Source organism: Priestia koreensis (genome assembly GCF_001274935.1).
Lineage (GTDB): Bacteria > Bacillota > Bacilli > Bacillales > Bacillaceae_H > Bacillus_AG > Bacillus_AG koreensis.
Genome location: NZ_LILC01000002.1, coordinates 785,649 through 805,447, shown reverse-complemented (window position 1 = coordinate 805,447; position 19,799 = coordinate 785,649). Strand labels below are relative to the sequence as shown.

The following is a 19,799-nucleotide window of genomic DNA, read 5'->3' as shown; positions in this document are numbered from 1 at the left end:
ATCAAAAGAAAAAAGTGGTAATTCCATACAAGACGGTTGTAATACCCGCTGCAATAAGCGCTGGCTTTAGCTTATATCTTGCATAATCAATAACCGATAGATTTAAAATTTTAGCAATGGTGTTGGTATCATCGCTGAGTGGAGATGCAAAAGCGCCGAATGAACCACTCGCAAATACAGCACCGATAATTAATGGAAGCGATACGCCTGCGTGAGTCGCAATAGAAATTCCAAGCGGCATTAATATTCCCCATGTACCCCACGCAGAGCCAATAAAATAAGAGATGGCAGCTCCAAAGACAAACATAAGCGGGGTCACGAACATAGCAGGAATCCAGTTCGTATGAGCCGTAACGAAGCTTGAAAAACCTAAATCATCGGCAACAGACGATAGTCCCCAAACAACTGATAGGAGAACAATAACGGACATCAGATCATTTCCACCTGAAACAAAGCTGTTCATAATGTCCTGAAGCGGAAACTTTTGAACGATAAACAAAATGATCGTCACGAGCACCGTAAACATTAAGGATACGACCATCGCCTCCAACACATCCGCTTGAATGAATGATTGCAAAAAGCTATTTGCCTTTTGATGACCGCTCCACCACGTAAGAACAAGTGTAAGGACGATAACCAACATGAGCGGGATTAGCAGGTTCCACGGCTTTGAAGGCAGGTCCTTTGAAACAGAAGGATGACAGTTATGCCAATCATCATCTTCTACATTTTCTTCTCCTGTTGGAGCATTAGAGGAAGAATGATGAAAAAAGCTTAAATAAACGCCTAACAGAATAATAACAAAGGCAAAAAAGTTATACGGAATACTTTTCAAAAAGAGCGTATAAGGATCAGAAGTAATGCCTTGGTTTTGGGTAGCCATTTGAATAATCGATACCATATATCCGACGAACGCTGTTGCAACAGGAATCAATACGATAATTGGCGTCGCGGTCGTTTCAATAATAAATCCAAGCTCTTTTGTTGTCATTTTCACTTCTTTTAGTAGTGCTCTCATAATGGGAGCAATCGTGACAAAACGAAAGGTTGGAGCGCTGAACGTTCCGATCGTTGAAACGTATGTCAGAATAATTGCCTCTCGTCTCGTATTGATGCGCTCTGCGGCGGTTTCGACAAAGCCTTTAATTCCTCCTGTTGTTTTGATCATGCCAATTAAGCCCGAAAACATGTAAAGAAACACCACAATTTCAATGTTGCTTTTATCAATGAGTGCTTTTACAATATAGTGCACCATCGCATGCATACCACCTACGAGTGATGGTGCATGCAAGTAAGACCCAACAAGTAACCCTAGTAAAAGACCTGGAAGTACCTGCTTCGTTATAATCGCGACTGGAATGACGACCAGAAACGGAATGATTGAAACCCAGCTTGACTCCATATGTAATCACCTATCTTCCACTACAAACATTTCTTCTTTTTAGAGTGGCATTTAAAAGAAAGATTATACAAGTTGTGTGGAAAGTTGCTTATGGTCACTTTTTTCTTTCGTTAAAAACGCTCTAGCAACACATAGCAAAAGCCCTCGCACAGATGCGAGGGCTTTTATTTATTGTTCGATATTCGTTGATATTTGCCAGCTAACGTCAAATTGATCTTTTACTTGTCCATATAGAGGGCTCCAAAACGTTTCTTGAAGCGGCATGATGACGTGACCATTTTCACTGAGCTTGTCGAAAATCACTTTCGTCGTTTCTGGATCATTCGTTCCAATGCTTAAATTTACGTGTGAACCTGCATCATAAGGCTGTCCAGGAAACGTATCCGAAATCATCAAATCTGCGTTTGCTACTTTTAAATGTGCGTGCAAGACGCGGTCTTTCGCCTCATCCGGTACAGGGTGATCAGGATGAGCAGGCATGTCACCAAATGTCTGAACACTTTCCACTTTCGCTCCTAACACGTCTTCGTAAAACTTTACTGCTTGTTGGCCGTTGCCATTTAACACAAGATATGGATTCATTCCGACGATCATACAGGCACCTCTTTTTTTAATATATGCTTTCGATTCATATATTCGCGATCAAGTGTTCGGTTCCCTTCTCATCGTTTGACAAAATTTTATTATTTTAGAGAACGTGCTAATTCTGTGAAAATCACGCCTAGACCGTAAGCACCTGCATCTGGATACCCAAGGCTTCTTTCCCCAACGGCTCCAGCTCGTCCCATGCGAGCTACGATGTCTTTTGTTTTTTCTGCGCCTTCAACCGCTGCTTTTGCACCGTTCTCAAAAGCTTCTTTGAACGAAACGTCATTTTTTGCACTCTCACTCCACGTATCTGCACACGGAACGAGTGCATCAATCAACGTTTTATCGCCTACAACGGCACCTCTTCCAAAGGAACGCTCACCTGTCGTTTGAATACCTTTTACCGCTTCCTGTAGCATGTCCGCAAATTCTGCTACCGATAATTCTGTTTTTCCTTCTGTTGCTTTTCCAGCTGCACGAAACGCAGATCCCCAGATTGGACCGGATGCTCCTCCGCAATGTTCCATAATAACCATTGAACTTGCATCTAAAAATGAACCAATCGTAAGGGATTCTTGCTCGATAATATCCTGCCATTCTCTTTTCAGCTGTTTAAATCCTTTCGCAACGCTCATTCCAAAATCGCCGTCTCCAGCATGCGAATCTAACTCACAAAACGGAACTTCATTTTCGATAATGACTTCACTCATTTTATCAACGAGATATATCATGTTGTTTAGTGAAAGCTTATCACCACGCACATGGGCGTGCTCCTCACTAGTCTCTGCTGTAAAAGATACGATTTTGGGCTCGTCTTCTTCTAAAAGATCATGATATTCTACTTGTTCAACAGGGCCGTCTACTCGAAAAGCAGGGGTACTCGATTCTTTTGATAACAATTGCTTCAAGTCATCATCTAGCTTCATGAGTGTGACAGAAGCACCTGCCATATCAATACTCGTCATGTAGTTTCCAACAAACGTACGATGCACCGTTACGTTTTGATTTTTCAACTCACGCTGAAGCGAATGATTCAACACATAGAGCTCTTGAAGAGGCGTTCCGCCGAATCCATTGACCAATACCGCAACATCTTCACCGCTTGTGCAATCTAATTCCTTTAACAAGTCACTTGTCATACGCGATGCTAGCTCATCTGCGGTCATCATAACGTCTCTTTTTATTCCAGGCTCTCCGTGAATACCAACGCCATATTCGATTTCATTGTCGGCTAGTGAAAATGTCGGTGTTCCTTTTGCCGGAACCGTACAAGACGTTAATGCTACACCGATACTACGGACGTTTGCGGCTGCTTTCTCGGCCGCTGCTTTTACGCCTTCTAGATCACGGCCTTCTTCCGCCGCTGCTCCAGCAATTTTATGTACAAATACCGTTCCCGCAACACCGCGACGTCCAACAGAGTACAAGCTGTCCTCCACCGCGATATCATCCGTCACCCGAACATAATCCACTTTAATTCCGTCTTCCTCTGCAAGCGCAGCTCCGTTTTTAAAGTTCATCATATCTCCGCTGTAGTTTTTAATAATCATTAATACGCCTTGATCACTCGCAACAGATTTGATGCCTTGATATACCTGAATTTGAGACGGTGAGGCAAAAACATCTCCGCAAATGGCTGCATCAAGCATCCCTTTCCCAACAAATCCCGCGTGTGCCGGCTCGTGCCCACTGCCACCTCCGCTAATAAGGCTTACCTTTTCTACGTTTACATCTCGCTTTTTAATAACTTTGTATTTTTTTAACAATTGAAGTTCAGGGTGTGCCATAACGAATCCGTTACACATTTCTAAAATAAGATTTTCAGGCTGATTCATAATTTTTTTCATCGCTGATTCCTCCTCAGTTATGTACAACTCCTAATTTTATAAGCGTATTAATACACTGTACGCTCTATTATTATCAGCTATTTGTGTAGGCGTTTTCAAATATTTTACCCACTGAATACACCTTTGCTTTTTTCTTGCCGTTTATAGACGGGTGAACTAAACGCTTCACAATAACAAAACGAGCAGCCTCCAAGCCACTCGTTTTGTTATTGTTGCTGTCCGCTATCCTACCTCTTCTCCATAACCGCAAAATATTGGCCTCCATCGTCTGCAAAATTAAATACTTTACCAGAAGGCATATCAACGATCTCTCCTACTTTCACATTCTTTGCGACTAGGTCCTGACGTAGTTTCTCTACATCATCGGAAAAAAACAGCAACGAAGGCGTACCAAGGTTGACCTCAGGAGACATTTTAGCAATAATTTCTTTATCATGAATAATAATGGACGTTTCGGCGTCCTTTGTCGGAGCCATTTCAACCCATTTCATTCCCTGTCCATTTTCCTCAATGGACAGGATGCTAAATCCTACTTTGTCCTCCCAAAATCGAACAGCCTGATCCTGATTCTCTACATACAGCATAACTTGTCCAATTTTATGAATCATAGTAATCACTCCATTTAGTGAACTTCTCCATTACTATTCAAAGCCTTGATAAAAATTCCTGCTTTAATAAACAAACTTATTCGTTTTTTCTCAGTCATCCATCAATTCTCATACTTTTTATCACTATTAAATAAGCCTGTTGTTAACACTGTTATATTTTCAACATGGTTTTATTTATGATCGTTCTACGTCTATCGCTGTGATCGTTGAAACCACTTCAGCGTCCGTGTACCGATCGAAAGGCCAATTGCACCAAACATACCCGCTGCTAAACTATCAAAGATAACTTCATAGTGTGAAGCGGGTATTTGCGGCATTACAACCGCAACTGCTAGTAGTTCAAAGATTGCTACAAACCCAATTAGCACGAGTCTGCTTTTCCACGTTATGGCGATCTCTTTTCTTTGAAGCTCTTTTTCGATCAATCCGTGGGTAGGAACTTTCTCTTTACGCAATGAAAACACTCCTTGTTTTCTAAAATCGTATCAGTTTTATAACCAATTTCTAAAAAAACAGCTTCACGAAACGGAAAAAGTCTTTTTTATTTATCTAAGCCAAAAGCCGACTTCTTCTTTTAAAAACGAACTTTAATGACATGCTTTCTTTAATCGCTTTTCTTTACAAAACATGATGCCCTTTTAATTCTACAAACACAATTAGTGCTAACAACCCAAAAGCTAGCAGAAACCTCCATAACTTTTGAACAACATAAGGTGTCATTGATAATACGTTCATGTAAAATGCTCCTGAATTGTCAGGTGACCCAAAACTTCCACTCTCATTCGATACCTTTCTTTTATATGTAAAAGCTAGTACAAAAAGAAGGATATCCAGTATTCCGAAGAAAATGAGGAGTCCTATTTCGTTAGATGACATTCGTTCTATTCCTCCGTTTAAAACACATTTTAATAGTAGATAAAAAGAAACATACTCTACACGTCTACTTCCTTTGTTGATTAAATCCGTTTGAATTCTTAGATAAATATTGATAAGCAAATACGAATACGATTCAACACTGTAGCACACACTCAAGCCGAAACGCCTACTGGATTTTGAACATTCATTTCGTTTTTTTCCATGAGTATAATTAGCTGTCGAATTATTTTATCGATAAAAACGATTCCATTCAAGAAAAATTTTACAGCACATCAATTATTTATCCATCGATTGTAATTGTTTCAATGACTGGTGGTAGAAGGTTAAAAATCACGCTGAAGATGGCAAATAAAAAAGCCATTCCTCTGAATGGCCATACTCATTTTTTCGGTCCAAATGCACTCCAGTCAAAAGCATTCTCTTTTTCTTCTCGTTTCTTTTCTTCATGCTTACATTCTACCTTCTTTTCTTTTGTAAATGACATGATGTACCCACAATCCTCACACGCATATTTGTACACACATGAGTATGAGGAGTCGTTTTTTTCAGGATGATAGACTCTAAAATCTAGATCTCCCGTTGTATGCACATCATTATAGATATCCGTGTGAACGCTAACGTTTCCTTCTCCAGTGATTGTCGCATTGTTGTAAGCCGTTGAATAGATACTTGTGTCTAAATCCAAATCATAATAACCTTTTTTGAAATAGGCTCCTTTGCACACTAAACAACTAAATTCACTACTCATTCGCACCAGCTCCTCACAATCGATTAGTTTAATTTATTTATAAGATTGCGGTGATATGTACACTATTTTGTGGTGGAGGGATTATAAAGTATCTCTTATGACTATTTCTGTTAATCGTGCTGATCGATGGTACCTCATTGTAAATGGTTGACCCTAATCATTTTTATTAAAACGAAAAGGCCACCTTGCACCTAAGATTTAACCATTACATTTTAAATACCTATACGAAGAAAATCCTAAAATCAATGATTTTTTTAAAGCAATACCTTTTTTTGTATTTCTGCTTCAACTTCTACAATACAAATAAGAAATATATGGTAATTAAACTTATACATAAGTAGAATAGGAGAAGGAAAATAGACTCAAAAGGAGATGTTAAAATGAAAGTTGTAGGAATTATTCTTATTATATTTGGTCTAATTGGTCTGTTATTGTCCATGGCTATGTTTGGTGATATTGGCATCGCTGCAGCAATTGAAAGTATAACAGCCGTCTTATCAGGAATTGGTTTCTTATCTGCAAGTAAACAATTAAAACAAGGTTAGTAGATACAAATTATAAAAGTGAAGGGGTTTAGATAATGAAAAAAGTTTATGTATTACTTTTTACTCTGTTGCCCTCATTAGCTTTAGTAGCATGTAATCAATCAACGAGCAGTAAAGAATCACCTACTATAGATGATGCACTGAAATCCTTTCAAAAGGCTGGATTAGAGGCTGAAAATGCAAAGAAAATGACAAAGGATGATTATGGAATGGCTCCAATGAAAGCAAAAGAAGCTAAACGTTTCCTTATCCCATCATTAGGAGAAGATAACGGTGGACGTATCTTCATTTTTGATGACAAAAAAGATTTAGAACAAACAAAAGAATTTTACGATAAATTAGGAAAAGAAAGTGCTATGCTATTTTCTTGGACTGCGGCTACTAATAACATATTAATTCAGGTGAATGGTGACTTATCTGAAGATAAATTTAACGAATATAGAAAAGTTTTGGAGGATCTTAAATAACACATGTAGAGGAATACCTTATTGGTAATCCTCTTCAATTTAAATTTTAGCAAATAAAAAACACCTCAGGATTAAGGTGTTAAAAGATTATTCTTCACTTTTTTCACTATCTTCTTTTTCTTTTAAAGCGAAATATCCTGATGGAGTACAACATTCAAACGGAACAGAATCTAATTTCAAAATTCCACTTTTCTTATCCAGTGTGATTAAATGGGTTGCTTCTGACTCAAAAGCCGTATCTACAAACATCTGATCATTTGGATCTGCTATTTTCTTTCTTTTCTTGTCTCTTTTAAGGCGTAAAGTATTTACTGACCTACCTTTTTGGAACAAGATTACAACATCAGTTAGTGTTTCAACTATTTCAGTGGCATCCATTCCGCAACCATTACATTCTCTTTTAAGTATATATAAAAGTTCTCCAATAGTATCCTGTGAAAAAGCTAATCTTACACCAAGCGTTTCTAAATTTTCCATAAGCACTGCACTTGGGTTCCCCTCATCCCCAAATATTGCTTCAACAAAAACGCATGTATCAATTACAATTTTATTTACCATTTCTTTCGTTTTCTTCAATTGACTCTAGAACTTGCGAATAGGAGATATTATTTTTCTTCATATGAGATTGTACTCTTTTTCTAATACTCAAGAAAGCTTCAGATTGCGTTTTTAGAATCTTTTCTTCTGTAACTGCCATATCCTTTTCCTCCTTTGAACTCATATCATCACCTCTTTAACTTTATGTTAAACAGGTTTAGGGTTCACTGTATATATAAAGTTTATACCAAATTAATACAATTTTCAAACACGAATGACATATAATAACTATTTATGCTTATATGTGAGGATATTTTTAAATTTTATAGCGTTTATTACCAAGCGAAGCTCTAACCTGTTGCTCTGTTAATTCTTTTTCTTTAATTGTTTTTGAGCAAGTTTTCTAAATAATTTCATGATGAACAAGACCCTCTTCAAATTATCCTTTCTTAATTAAAACAGCATTAACAAAAGCTGCTATTATATTACTCACCATTTCATTAACATTATGCTGGATCAATAACATCTATTTAAATTATCAATTCCATCACATGAACAAATAATCGTTTTACACTTATCATAAATTAACATATAATTACAATTGGTGAAATTTCACAAAAGGGTTGGGATGCAATGAATAATACAAGTCCTAAAGAAATGTTGAAAAGAAAATGGTATTTGTCAATTTGGTTTATCTCCTTATTACTAGTCTTCTCTATAACTATTATTCCATTAATTGTTGCCGTCATTCTTTTAGTCAAACATCATCAGGAATCAAAACGAATTAACAATTATCTATTTAATGATCTTAGATTAGAAGAAATATTGGACGTAGAAATCCATAAAGAAAAGTTAAATACTGTGATCGAAGAATTGAAAATTGAAAAGAGTGCGTTACTGCAACAAAAAGCACAAAACGAATCAACGATTAAAGAAACAAACGTTGTTATCACAGAATTAAAAAATCAACTGTCCAGTGTAGAAAACGAATCGAGTTTACAGGATTTTGGACTTTATACTCCAAGATACAATTTAATTGATTCAGAGGCATATAAGAAAAGATTAAATAAAATTAGAGATAAACAAAAGCAATTAGTATCTGAATACAAGGCTACTGATCACATGATTTGGACAGTTAATGGATCTGAAAAAGAAGGTAAGAAATTAACTTACGACAACATTAAAATGATTATTAGAGCCTTTAATAACGAATGTGAAGTTGCTGTGTTTAAGGTAAAGTTTAACAATATAGAGTCAATTGAGAATCGAATTACTTCTGCTCACAAGACACTTAATAAACTCTACAAGACTAATAAAATATCCATCACAAATGAGTACCTAAACCTTAAACTTGAAGAATTGCACTTAGCTTATGAATACGAGCAGAAGAAAGAGGAAGAACGAGAAGAACAACGTCAAATTAGAGAACAAATAAAGGAAGAACAACGAGTTATACAGGAGATTAAAAAGCAACGTGAAAAGATTGAGAAGGAAGAAAAGCATTTCAACCAAGCAATCATTGTTGCCTATAGACAATTGCAGAATGCGAAGGATCAGGAGAAATTAGACCTTGAAGAAAAGGTTAGGGAACTAGAAGCTAAGTTAGCTGAGGTTCAAGTTCAGAAGGAAGATGTAGAGAATAGAGAGCGTAACACACGAGCAGGCTATGTATATATTATCTCTAATATTGGCTCATTTGGTGAGAATGTCTATAAGATTGGTATGACTAGACGGTTAGAGCCAATGGATCGTGTAAAGGAATTAGGAGATGCTTCCGTTCCATTCACGTTTGATGTTCATGCTATGATATTCAGCGAAGATGCTCCGTCACTTGAGAATGCATTGCACAAAGCTTTTCATCACAAACGAGTCAATAAGATAAATGAACGTAAAGAATTCTTTCATGTATCATTAGATGAAATTGAATTAGAAGTGAAAAAAAATTTTAATAAGGTTGTAGAGTTTACCAAGTTAGCTGAGGCTGAACATTATAGAGAATCATTGCGGATGAATCAACAAACTAATCAACCAGTAGCAACAGCATAAATAAAGCAAGAGTATCTAATTATCTAGATACTCTTTTTCATTCCACAGTTTTGACACTAAAATAGTAAATTGTTACAAATTACCTAGTTATTGCTTCAGAACATAAACATTCTCCTAAACTTACAATTTTCTCGTATTCTCTATCCAGTAGCCCATTTAAAATACCATAAAATAAGTGAAAATTAATTTCTTAACTTTGTATCCTATTTTAATATTGGGGATCATCTGTTTGAATGCATGAATGGCTAGTTCTGCTCTATTCTGCTACGTGAAATAAGTTAAAAGTTTACTTAAGTGCTTGTTGTTTTTAAATTGAATATGCTCATTGCGTAGATAATGGATAAATCTCCTAATATCGTTAGGAGTTAATTCCTAAGTGGGAATCATATGGTTTTCATGTTTAAAGAATTTATTTAACAACTTCATTGCTTCTTTCTTATTAGATAACGTTACTTTGGATAAACCTTCAGATTCCTTTGCGTAGAGATAAAAATTTAATAGCTCATCCCATGTATAAGAGACAGAAATGAGTTCCTTTTTAGATGAGGAATTATTTTGATTAAAACGTGTTCTAAACAATTTAGCATTTCAATTCATGAAAAAAAGAGCCTCCTTTACGATACAGGAGACTCTTTCTCTAATTGTAATTAGTCCGCAACACTAGTTTGTAATACAGTGTCGTTAATAACGTATACGAACACTTGCTATTGTTGAGTTTATGCTGGTGACAGGAATCGAACCTGCGACCTCATCCTTACCATGGATGCGCTACTACCGACTGAGCTACACCAGCGAAATAGATTGTGCGTTAGAACATAGAATAATTTGCTAATTACTAACGGCTGTTTTTTATTATATGAAAACTTCTCTATTTCCGCAAGGGCTTTTGACGAAAAAATCTACTTTTTTTCTTCTCTCAAAGCATTCGCTTCTTCTAGACATTCAATGACACAGAGCATTTCTTCCTTTGACACCGGACTATGACCCGTTTGAAAAAAATTGATCATTTCCTGAAGAAGAAGTGAATAAAATGGCGTCTGATCCTTGTAGATTGGCGCATAGTAAGAGCCCTCTTTTGTATGGATGACAGCTTCAAACGGCGCATCCTGCTCAAGATGAACGATGGCGGTTTGACCACCTTGATAATGAAAGGTAAGCATCTCCCCTGAAGAAGTTTTATGCACGCTTACTTTGTCGTGGCTCCTCCCTATCATGGACACAAGCATTTCCACACAGTGAATACCGTACCAAAAATAACCTGGAATCCCTTCTTCGAAGTCAAGCGGACCGCGAATATAAACACCTGTAAGAGGTGATTGAATGGCTTCATGACTAGCTTGCAGGGATTCCGCAAATCTTAGGCCGGAACAGCTCATCACGGGTGTGTTCGTCTCCTCGCTACGTTTTAAAATGGCTTTTGCATCTGCTAACGAATGAGCGAACGGTTTATCAATGAATACGGGCTTTTGATAGGCTGATAGCTCCTTGAACAAAGGTAGGTGGCTATCGCCGTCGACAGCTGTTATGCATGCAACATCTGCTTCTTTCATGACATCTGCCAAGCTATCTGCAACCGCAACGTTGTATTCCTCTGTTAAAGTTTGAGCGAATCCTTTGACCCGGTTCTTACTAATCGGGATATGCGAAGAAAAAAAAGGATACATCACCGTCACTTTTCCACCTTTTACGTGAAATGGATGACTTTCATCGTTTAATAGCTTTGTGAATGCTGTAGCATGAGACGTGTCAGGTCCAATGAGTGCGATACGCATGTGACCCCTCCAATTTCATTAAAGGGCCCCACGTTTAGGAGGCCCTTTTCTTATTTTACGTGCTGCTTTTCTAAAAAGGTTTGAACAAAGTGGTCGTCGTGCAGATGAGGGTATGCCGAATAAACACGTTGAATTTCTTCGAGCTGTCCTTCTGACAGCTCCTCATGCGGATTCAAGCAGAGTCGATTTTTTAACAGCCCCTGCATCCGAAGTACTTCATGAATTCCTGCAATACAGCCTGCAAATTGATTTTTCGCATCAAAGAATGCCGCATTGCTGTCTGTTACTTCGTGGGCTCGCTGAAACCATTCTTTAGAAAGCGATGAATCATTTCGCACGGCTTTTATTTCTTCTAAAAGCGCTACTGCCTTGGCTGTCCAAACAGCCCAATGTCCGAGCAGTCCGCCCACGATTCGTTTTTCGACGTGTTGACCGTTCACATCAAATCGATAGCTGCTTAGTAAATCAAGCACGATTTGATCGTCATTTCCCGTATACAACGCGACCTCATCTCTTCTTTTGGATTCACACACCGCTCTTACGACGTCGAGCGTTTGGTAGCGATTAAACGGAGCCATCTTAATCGCGAGCACGCCTTCAATGTCAGCAAACTCTCTCCAAAACTCGAAGCTTAGTACTCTTCCACCAACGGACGGTTGCAGATAAAAACCAAAAACAGGCATGATGACTGCAACGGATCGAACGTGCTCTAAAAGCTCTTTTTCCGAATAGTCCCCTAGCCCGCCTACACTCACAAGTGCAAGATCATATCCCAGGTTTTTAGCTATCGTTGCTTCGCTCTCTGCCTGCTGTGTTGGCCCGCATACCCCAGCAATCTTTAAAAAGGGCCTAGATACATTCCCCTCGTTAATAGCATCCATCGTGACTTTCAGAACGCGCTCGTATAAGTTGTGTTTTGGGTCACGTATTTCAAATTGCGTCGTATGCACACCAATCGCTACACCTCCTGCACCTGAGGAGATATAATAATTCGTTAAAAGCTTGTGCTGACGTTCATCAAACCTACGGTCTTCTGTGAGTGCAAGAGGATGTGCAGGTATTACCGTTCCATCATGCAAAAAATGCAACAGCTCTTGTGATAGTCCCATCTTAAAAGACCCCCTCACGCTGCTGAAAGTGCGTTGGCTTTTGAATGGTTGGCTGGTCCTGTTCTACCCATTCTGCCATCCATGTCATCATTTTTCGCAGTGACACACTCGGATAGCCAAATGCTTCAAAGCTTTTCGCTGCGTTACTAAGAAGCGCGGTATCCTGTTCATCGTGAACAAATGCAACATCCATTTTAAACAAGCGACCAAATTCTTGGGCAATAAATTTTACAGATGCTGTTTCAGGACCCGTAATGTTAAAAACCGTCGTAGGCGCACTGCAATGCAGCAAGGAACGAATGGCATACTCATTAGCATCTCCTTGCCAAATGACGTTCACATGCCCCATTCTCACATCAACCGGTTGTTTGGCATACACCTGCTTTGCTATTTCGAGAAGCACCCCGTAGCGCATATCGATCGCATAGTTTAAGCGGTAGATGCATAGTGGCGTTCGATACTTTGTGGAAAAATGTTCAAAGATTCGCTCCCGCCCTAAACATGACTGTGCATATTCCCCGACCGGATTTGGTTTTTCTGTTTCAAGAGATCCACCTTTGTTTACGGGTGTAAGCGGATAAACATTCCCCGTTGAAAACACGACGATGTTTGAATTACGGTATTTCTCCGCTACTCGTCCTGGTAAGTAAGTATTCATTGCCCATGTGTAATGTTCATTTCCATGTGTTCCAAACTTGGTTCCTGCCATATAAATTACGTTTTGACAAAGTGGGAGCTTTTCAAGATCCTGCTCATTCATTAAATCAGCTGCAATCGTCTCTACGCCCGCATCCTCTAAATCCTTTTGGTGTTCACGATTTGAAAAGCGAGAAACCCCTATAATTCTCTTCGTCATACCCGCCGCATCGATTGCTCTTTTTGCTAGCTTCGCAAGGCTCGGTCCCATTTTCCCTCCAACGCCTAAGATCATAATGTCACCGTCAATCTTTTTTATATCCTCCACTAAGCGCTGTGTAGGACGTGTAAGCTGCTCCTCTAACTCTGAAATGGTTCTCATAAAACTCCCTCCTTATCCTAATTTGATCGGCTGCTTTTTCTCACCTGACGCATAAGCTGCAAGTGCTACTTCCATCGCCTTTAAGCCATCAAAGCCTGTAATGGACGGCGTTCTCTTCTCCCGCACTGTTTGAATAAAGTCCTCGATTAAGCCGAGATCCATGTCTTTTGCGTACAGCGTATGCTGATATGCTTTCCCTGTGGAAGAGAAAATTTTAATGTGTTCTTTAAAAGCATCTGCCCGGAGCGTTCCTTTTGTTCCAATTAGTTCAATCGTAACGTCTCCCCAAGTTGGATTATTTTTGGATCGTGACCAGCTTGCATCATGAGAAGCAATGACACCATTTTCAAAAACAAGCGTAAGTAGGCCTGCATCATCAATATCATGATCTTGAAAAAAGCGATCAACTTCTGCCGTAACCTCGCTGATCTCTTCATTTAACAGCCAGCGCATAATATCCACCATATGAACGGTGTGATCTAGAACCGCACCTCCGCCAGATCGGTCTTTTTCGATAAACCAGCCGCCGGGATTTTGGCCACGATTTGTTGAGCGGATCGCAACAATTTCCCCAATCAGTGCTTTTTCAACTGCCTTTTTCAGTTGCTGCATCGGCTCACTAAAACGCACCGGAAAAGCGGTTTGTAAAATGACGCCTTCCTCTTCACAAACCCGAATCATTTCCGTCGCATCTTCTACAGACGTCGCAATGGGCTTTTCACACAAAACATGTTTTTTCGCTCTTGCGGCTTGAATGACCATATCTTTGTGCTTAACGTTTTCACTGCAAATAATAACCGCATCCAAATCCTGCGCTAAAAGCTCCGCATCCGTTCGGTAAAAGGTCGTGCTATACTGTTTAGCCGCCTGACTTCCTCGTTCTTCGTTCTCATCACTAATCCCAATAAGCTCTACGCCATCGACTTGCTTTAAACAATCGGCATAGCTATACGCATGCATATGAGCGAAACTCATTATTCCAACTTTCATCATTTCACCCCATTTACTAAATTAAAAGATGTGTCAAACAGCTGATGAACCGATCGTAGCGTTTTCAGATGCGTATCCGTAAACGGCACCGGAGCAATGGCTACTGGAGAAGAAAGCGAGGTCGTGACGTCACCTTCTATTGTGAACGGTGTAGCGTCTTCACTGTTATACTCCACTACGCCTTCTCGACCGCTCCACTCTGCATATAATTGTGGCTTAGCCTCTCGGGAAATGGTGAATTCATAGTGGCCCATTGCTTCATTTTTAAAGCGAATCATCACAATCACATGCTCAGTGTCTTGAATGGATGAATGTCGAATGCACAAACGATCCATTTCGCCAACCGCAAGGGACAGATTGAATAAATCACTCACGAGCAGTTCATGAAGGGGTTGTTTCCGTTCTTTTTCTTTTCTTCTTACGCGTAAAACACCTTGCTTACTCCATTCACTCATTGTGCTTACAAGCTTTTGAAACGCCTGATGCGAACCTAGTGGGAAGGAAACGGATATGCTACTTCCGATCAACTCTTCGACAAATGAGGCATCGAAAAGATTTTTCATTACGATTGAGGCGTCCAAGCAAACGGGATACGTCGTATTAAGCGCCTCTTTCCATTTCTCTCTGTCTTCGGTTTGCAAGTAGAGTATGGTTTCAGGTGATTGAGCTACGTGTAGAGCTAAAGAAATAGAGGGGAATTCCTGTTTCCCTTTTATGACTGCGTGATCGTGAATTTGAATGATGTTCATCCCTTTACCTCCTGCTCGTTCACGTAATGATGAAGTCTTGAAACAGCTTCTTTCACTGAACTTTTTGCATCATCGAAACCTTCGTACTCAACCGACAGCCACCCGTCATATCCACTTTTTTTAAGCTCCTGAATAATTCCCTTCACATCCACTTCACCATCGCCTGGAACCACGCCAATCCACTCTTGTCCTGTAATGGACGTAAATCCTTTATTTTGTTCGCCAGGCTGCTTTTTGCGAAAGTCTTTAAAGTGAACGTGACCTACCTGATTGATCAACTTTCGTAGACCGTTCAACGGTTCATCCTCTACTAGTAGGAAATTACCTGTATCAAAGGTTGATTTTACGTTCGGACTTTGAACGGCTGTTAAAATTTCTTTTACCTGATCGCTTTTCCCAGCAAGCAGCCCATGATTTTCAATCGCTAATATAACCCCTTGCTGTTCCGCATAGACCGCACTCTCGGCTAGCCCTTCAATAATCCAACTCTTACCGTCCTCAAAGCTAATGCCGTCTTTCACATCCCCACAGAATACGCGCACTACGTTTGTTTTTAACGCTACTGCCGTATCAATCGCATTCTTCACTTTTCTGATTTGAACATCGCGCTCTTGTTGTGTTTCCTTCACAAAATCATTGGATACGTCGTAGCAGCAGACGGTCATTCCTAGCTCGTCCAAGCACTTCATCACTTCTGGACGTTCCTTTTGCTCATCTGTCCAGTAAAAATCAAGAAGTTCTACGCTTTCAAGTCCAATGCTATGGGCAAAGTGGCAAAAATCAAGAATGCTCCACTTTTCTTTTTTAATCGTTGAGCTTAGGCTATACATGCTAACGCTAACCTTCACGTCACTCCCACCTTTCACCATCTACTTATTTAATTTCTGCAGCTGCTTTACAATAAAATGCAGCCGTTTTTCTTCTTGAAACGGGTTAAATTCGTGACTAAACTGCGGATACACTTCGATCTTTTTCTCTGACGTATTCGCATGATTGAACGCGGCAAACGCCGATGAAGGTGGAGCAACCGCATCCTCTAACCCAATCCCTATTAAGAGAGGAACCTGTATACGCGGACAAAAGTGCAGTGCATCTACGTATGAGAACGTTCGGAGCATCTGATCAAACTGCTCATATTGAGGGTCATTCAGTTTTAAATAGTTCACGACTTCCATATAAGGCCCTTTTAAGGCCACGTTTAGCGCGCGCTCGATGTGCGTCATGAACGGGTAGTCTGCTGCTACAAATGAGATGTCAGCATCGAGACCTGCTGAAACGAGAGCGAGACCTCCTCCTTGTGAGGCACCAAATGTACCCAATTTCGTTGGCTTGACGGGCGCTTCTTCTTTTAGCCATTTCAGCACCGCTAATGAGTCACGGTATACGTTCGTATAATAATAGTTTTCCGGCTGATAAATGCCGCTTAGCATCCACCCAGGTATACGCGAACCATTCTCATAGAGAGCAAAGTCCGGAGACTTCCCCTGCCCTCGTTGATCAAACGAAACGACCGTAAATCCTAATAGTGCCCACACTAAGTATTTAGTTGGCACGTTTCGACCTTCTGTATAACCATGATAATGAATTAAAACAGGGCCCTCTGTTACGCCCTTTGGTCTGATGTACCATCCGTGCAAAGGGGTCTCATCAAAACTTCTTAAGACAACGTCTGCCACCTCTACTTTTTCAACGGGATAATTGGTCCATGTTAACCAAACATCGTTTGATTTTTGACGAATCATTTCCTTTTGCTTTTCCCAAAATGAATTAAAATCATGAGGTAGCGACAAATCAGGTTTGTAGACATGTAACTCCTGTAACGGCAAATCATTGACTTGTCTCGGCATTGTCCTTCTCCAATCGCTCGTTGTAAAAGTGGTCGGGCCATTCTAACTCAAATCCTTTTTTACGCAATAACAGCTGAAACTCTCGTAAAAGAACAGCTGAATTTCGTACTTCTGTTGGCTGCTTTTTTTGCTGCAAACAAAATGCAACAAGCATGCCCGCCGCTTCTCCAATATTCCATTCCACCGGATGTAATCGGAAGCACCCGTTTGTAATGTGGGTCGTTCCGATATTCTTACACCCAGCTAAAAGATTATCGACCTGCTGTGGGATGAGCGCTCCAAGTGGAATGTGAAACGGAAGTGCCGGAATGTCCAGGTAATTTTGTCCCGATAAGCTCGGATGAAGATCAATACTATAGGATCCGATCCCAATACGATCCTCATGACATTTTCCTGTACCTTCTTTGTGATAAGCAGGTGATACATCATGCTCTGTTACACGATATTCTGCATGAATACGCCTAGATTCTCGAATATACGGTGCTTTTGCACAGCCATCTTTTGTTTGAAACACATCTGATCGGAGTATTAGCCCCGGATAACCTATCCCGCCATCTGGACGAATAGCTTCCGTTTGCAAGTAATAAAAAAGCGATAGACTTAGTTGCTTTGACTGGTACAGATGCTTTGTTTTTTCATCTTCAGACACGTCATAAATATTTCCTAGCAAATAATCATTTTGCGGCCAGTTCATAAGGCTTACATCAAACGACTTTGAGCGCGGAAACTGTTCTGCAGCAAATATTCTCCGATATGTCCATAATGGAAAGCCCGCTCCACCAGGAAATAGATCGTATTCCCTTTTCTCATGTGTAATTGGATGAGGGGCGTAAAAGCTCAGCATTTTATCTGGCCAAAAGTGTGGCTGATAATCTCGAAAAAAGGTATACATCGCCGGCTCTTCAATGATGTGCTCTTCGCCTGGACGATATTCCATTGCAAGCACAGAGGTAAATGCTTGAATATCACGCTGATCTGCTTTTTCACGGGCATGATCTTCCTTCGTGTCATCCTTCGCTTCTGCCCCCGTCACGTAGGGGATTTCTGCTAATGGTAGAACGTCTCCAGCTTCTGTTGCATCAATATAATAGCGTGCTTTGATTGTGTGTTCATGGTGAGTGTGAAGATGTTGAATCGTTACGTGTTTGAGCTCTCGTTGCTGCATCGTAACATTCTTGATGATGGTATGGGGTAGAATAGTAAGTTGGTTTGTTAAGAGATAAGGTCCAAGCATGTCATATAGGACATGTAGCGATACGCGCGGATCGTGACAGATTTTACTTACGAGTCCTTTACCTGGATTAAACAGCTGATCCGTTGCACCTTTAATTAAAAAGTGATCCTGATAATACTGCCGTACCTTTTCACGGTACATTCGATATGATTCTGTGCATCCGGCTTCTTCAATCCACGGATGTTCATCAGGTGGCACGCCTTGCGCAGTTACTTGACCGCCAATCCAATCTGTCTCCTCTGTCATCACGACTTTTAGACCTTGAGAACAGGCGGAAAGTGCGGCGGCACAGCCTCCCATTCCTCCTCCGATAATCAATAAATCAATGGCCATGTTCTGTCCTCCTTCTGTCAGCAACTATAGGCGAATTTCTTTCCCTTTTTGAGCAGACTCATAGACACCGCAAAGCATTTTCATCACCGTTACCCCGTCCTCAACAGAGCTAATTGGCTTTTTGTTATGTTTGCAGCAATCAACGAAATGATTAATTTCATTGTGAAACGCTTTCTCAAATGCAAAGCTTAAATGATCAATTTGTGGCGTTGCATTTAAAATCGTGTTGTATTTTTCGGTAATAATTTGCAGCTCAGGTTCAAACTCTGCTCCGCCTTTGTCACCAAATAGCTTCACAAAAATTTCATCCTTTTTTGCATGTAGGGTAAAGCTTACATCTACGTATAACGAGGCTCCGTTCTCAAAACGGATCAGCGCCGTTGCCAAATCCTCTACCGTGTTATGGGTTGGATCGTAATCAGCAGCTTGATAGAATGATAAATTTTCAATATGAGAGCGATTGCCAAGCTTATGATATGTATGACCGCTAATCGCTACTGGTTTCGGTTTCCCCATAAGATACCAGCAAATATCAATCATATGAACGCCTAAATCAATAAGCGGTCCTCCGCCTGATCGCTCGCGGTCTGAAAACCAACCTCCTGGGTTTCCAAGTCGACGTATACAAGAAGCTTTGGCATAATAGATCTCCCCTAAGTCGCCACCATCTAAAAACTTCTGTAAAATCGTTGTATTCTCTCCAAAACGTCGGACAAATCCAACTTGCAGAACTTTCCCTGACTTTTTGACTGCTTCTTCTACTCGGAGCGCTTCTTCAACCGTTTTACAAAGCGGTTTTTCTACGAGCACATGCTTATCCGCTTCAAGTGCCTTAATAGCAATTTCAGCATGTGAATTATTCCATGTACAAATGCTAATGGCTTCTACTTCGCTTTCCTTTAGCATCTCTTCATAGCTTGTGTATAAATGATTAATTCCGTACAGCTTTCCTTTTTCCCTTAAGCGTACCTCGTTTAAATCACAAAGCGCGACAACCTCAACATCACTATTCGTTAAGTACGGTTTAATATGATGCTCTGAAATACTCCCTAACCCAACAATCCCAATCTTTAACATCTCTCT

General features: G+C 40.0%; 20 protein-coding genes and 1 tRNA gene. 3 read left to right on the top strand and 18 right to left on the bottom strand.

All coding sequences use genetic code 11. The features are described from left to right. Window position 1 precedes the first annotated feature (1 nt). From AMD01_RS03875 to AMD01_RS03845, 6 genes are all read right to left on the bottom strand, one after another. On the bottom strand, window positions 2-1,402 hold the full coding sequence (locus tag AMD01_RS03875) for a Na+/H+ antiporter NhaC family protein (RefSeq protein WP_053400054.1): 1,401 nt from the start codon (window positions 1,400-1,402) through the stop codon (window positions 2-4). 168 nt (window positions 1,403-1,570) lie between these two features. After that, window positions 1,571-1,996, bottom strand: coding sequence for a VOC family protein (locus AMD01_RS03870; protein WP_053400053.1), 426 nt, complete (start codon window positions 1,994-1,996; stop codon window positions 1,571-1,573). A gap of 89 nt (window positions 1,997-2,085) precedes the next feature. After that, window positions 2,086-3,837 carry a dihydroxyacetone kinase subunit DhaK gene (gene dhaK / locus AMD01_RS23350; protein WP_083446406.1) on the bottom strand — a complete coding sequence of 584 codons (1,752 nt, stop codon included), beginning with the start codon at window positions 3,835-3,837 and terminating at the stop codon, window positions 2,086-2,088. Window positions 3,838-4,064: 227 nt separating this feature from the next. Further along, window positions 4,065-4,445, bottom strand: a complete 381-nt coding sequence (locus tag AMD01_RS03860; protein WP_053400052.1) for a VOC family protein — start codon at window positions 4,443-4,445, stop codon at window positions 4,065-4,067. Window positions 4,446-4,636: 191 nt separating this feature from the next. Further along, a complete protein-coding gene (locus AMD01_RS03855; RefSeq protein ID WP_053400051.1) occupies window positions 4,637-4,900 on the bottom strand; it encodes a hypothetical protein in 264 nt (87 codons plus the stop codon). Window positions 4,901-5,700: 800 nt separating this feature from the next. Continuing rightward, entirely contained in the window at window positions 5,701-6,069 is a 369-nt protein-coding gene (locus AMD01_RS03845; RefSeq protein ID WP_053400049.1) for a hypothetical protein, read from the bottom strand. Window positions 6,070-6,449: 380 nt separating this feature from the next. On the opposite strand from AMD01_RS03845, the gene AMD01_RS24420 reads away from it, so the two are divergent. Next, complete coding sequence (locus AMD01_RS24420) at window positions 6,450-6,614, top strand: hypothetical protein (RefSeq protein WP_169775929.1); 165 nt, start codon at window positions 6,450-6,452, stop codon at window positions 6,612-6,614. Window positions 6,615-6,649: 35 nt separating this feature from the next. Further along, the gene (locus tag AMD01_RS03840) at window positions 6,650-7,081 is read left to right on the top strand and encodes a hypothetical protein (RefSeq protein WP_053400048.1); all 432 of its coding nucleotides are present in this window, start codon (window positions 6,650-6,652) and stop codon (window positions 7,079-7,081) included. 87 nt (window positions 7,082-7,168) lie between these two features. Here the strand turns inward: AMD01_RS03840 and AMD01_RS03835 are convergent, their stop codons facing one another. After that, complete coding sequence (locus AMD01_RS03835) at window positions 7,169-7,639, bottom strand: putative toxin-antitoxin system toxin component, PIN family (RefSeq protein WP_053400047.1); 471 nt, start codon at window positions 7,637-7,639, stop codon at window positions 7,169-7,171. Next, window positions 7,629-7,778: a hypothetical protein gene (locus AMD01_RS23885; protein WP_157052594.1), complete on the bottom strand. Its 150-nt coding sequence runs from the start codon at window positions 7,776-7,778 to the stop codon at window positions 7,629-7,631. The genes AMD01_RS03835 and AMD01_RS23885 overlap by 11 nt, the downstream gene beginning before the upstream one ends. Window positions 7,779-8,251: 473 nt before the next feature. Here AMD01_RS23885 and AMD01_RS03830 point away from each other — a divergent pair, with 473 nt between their 5' ends. Continuing rightward, a complete protein-coding gene (locus tag AMD01_RS03830) occupies window positions 8,252-9,664 on the top strand; it encodes an SNIPE associated domain-containing protein (protein ID WP_245638872.1) in 1,413 nt (470 codons plus the stop codon). 719 nt (window positions 9,665-10,383) lie between these two features. On the opposite strand, the gene AMD01_RS03820 is transcribed toward AMD01_RS03830, so the two are convergent. The 10 genes from AMD01_RS03820 to AMD01_RS03775 all read right to left on the bottom strand — a co-directional run bounded on the left by AMD01_RS03820 (window position 10,384) and on the right by AMD01_RS03775 (window position 19,793). Beyond that, window positions 10,384-10,457, bottom strand: a tRNA-Thr gene (locus AMD01_RS03820). A gap of 106 nt (window positions 10,458-10,563) precedes the next feature. Beyond that, window positions 10,564-11,436, bottom strand: coding sequence for a Gfo/Idh/MocA family protein (locus AMD01_RS03815; protein WP_053400045.1), 873 nt, complete (start codon window positions 11,434-11,436; stop codon window positions 10,564-10,566). 50 nt (window positions 11,437-11,486) lie between these two features. Further along, window positions 11,487-12,545, bottom strand: coding sequence for a dihydrodipicolinate synthase family protein (locus tag AMD01_RS03810; protein ID WP_053400044.1), 1,059 nt, complete (start codon window positions 12,543-12,545; stop codon window positions 11,487-11,489). A gap of 1 nt (window position 12,546) precedes the next feature. After that, the gene (locus AMD01_RS03805; protein ID WP_053400043.1) at window positions 12,547-13,563 is read right to left on the bottom strand and encodes an NAD-dependent epimerase/dehydratase family protein; all 1,017 of its coding nucleotides are present in this window, start codon (window positions 13,561-13,563) and stop codon (window positions 12,547-12,549) included. Window positions 13,564-13,575: 12 nt separating this feature from the next. Then, window positions 13,576-14,553, bottom strand: coding sequence for a Gfo/Idh/MocA family protein (locus AMD01_RS03800; RefSeq protein WP_053400042.1), 978 nt, complete (start codon window positions 14,551-14,553; stop codon window positions 13,576-13,578). Further along, window positions 14,553-15,302, bottom strand: a complete 750-nt coding sequence (locus AMD01_RS03795; RefSeq protein ID WP_053400041.1) for a hypothetical protein — start codon at window positions 15,300-15,302, stop codon at window positions 14,553-14,555. Before AMD01_RS03795 ends, AMD01_RS03800 begins: the two co-directional genes overlap by 1 nt. Then, window positions 15,299-16,150 (bottom strand): sugar phosphate isomerase/epimerase family protein, encoded by an 852-nt coding sequence (locus AMD01_RS03790; protein WP_053400040.1) that lies wholly within the window; start codon window positions 16,148-16,150, stop codon window positions 15,299-15,301. The genes AMD01_RS03795 and AMD01_RS03790 overlap by 4 nt, the downstream gene beginning before the upstream one ends. A 21-nt stretch (window positions 16,151-16,171) precedes the next feature. Next, window positions 16,172-17,149 (bottom strand): acetylxylan esterase, encoded by a 978-nt coding sequence (locus tag AMD01_RS03785; RefSeq protein ID WP_053400039.1) that lies wholly within the window; start codon window positions 17,147-17,149, stop codon window positions 16,172-16,174. Continuing rightward, window positions 17,130-18,716 (bottom strand): FAD-dependent oxidoreductase, encoded by a 1,587-nt coding sequence (locus AMD01_RS03780; RefSeq protein ID WP_053400038.1) that lies wholly within the window; start codon window positions 18,714-18,716, stop codon window positions 17,130-17,132. Before AMD01_RS03780 ends, AMD01_RS03785 begins: the two co-directional genes overlap by 20 nt. Window positions 18,717-18,740: 24 nt before the next feature. After that, on the bottom strand, window positions 18,741-19,793 hold the full coding sequence (locus tag AMD01_RS03775; RefSeq protein ID WP_053400037.1) for a Gfo/Idh/MocA family protein: 1,053 nt from the start codon (window positions 19,791-19,793) through the stop codon (window positions 18,741-18,743). Window positions 19,794-19,799 lie beyond the last annotated feature (6 nt).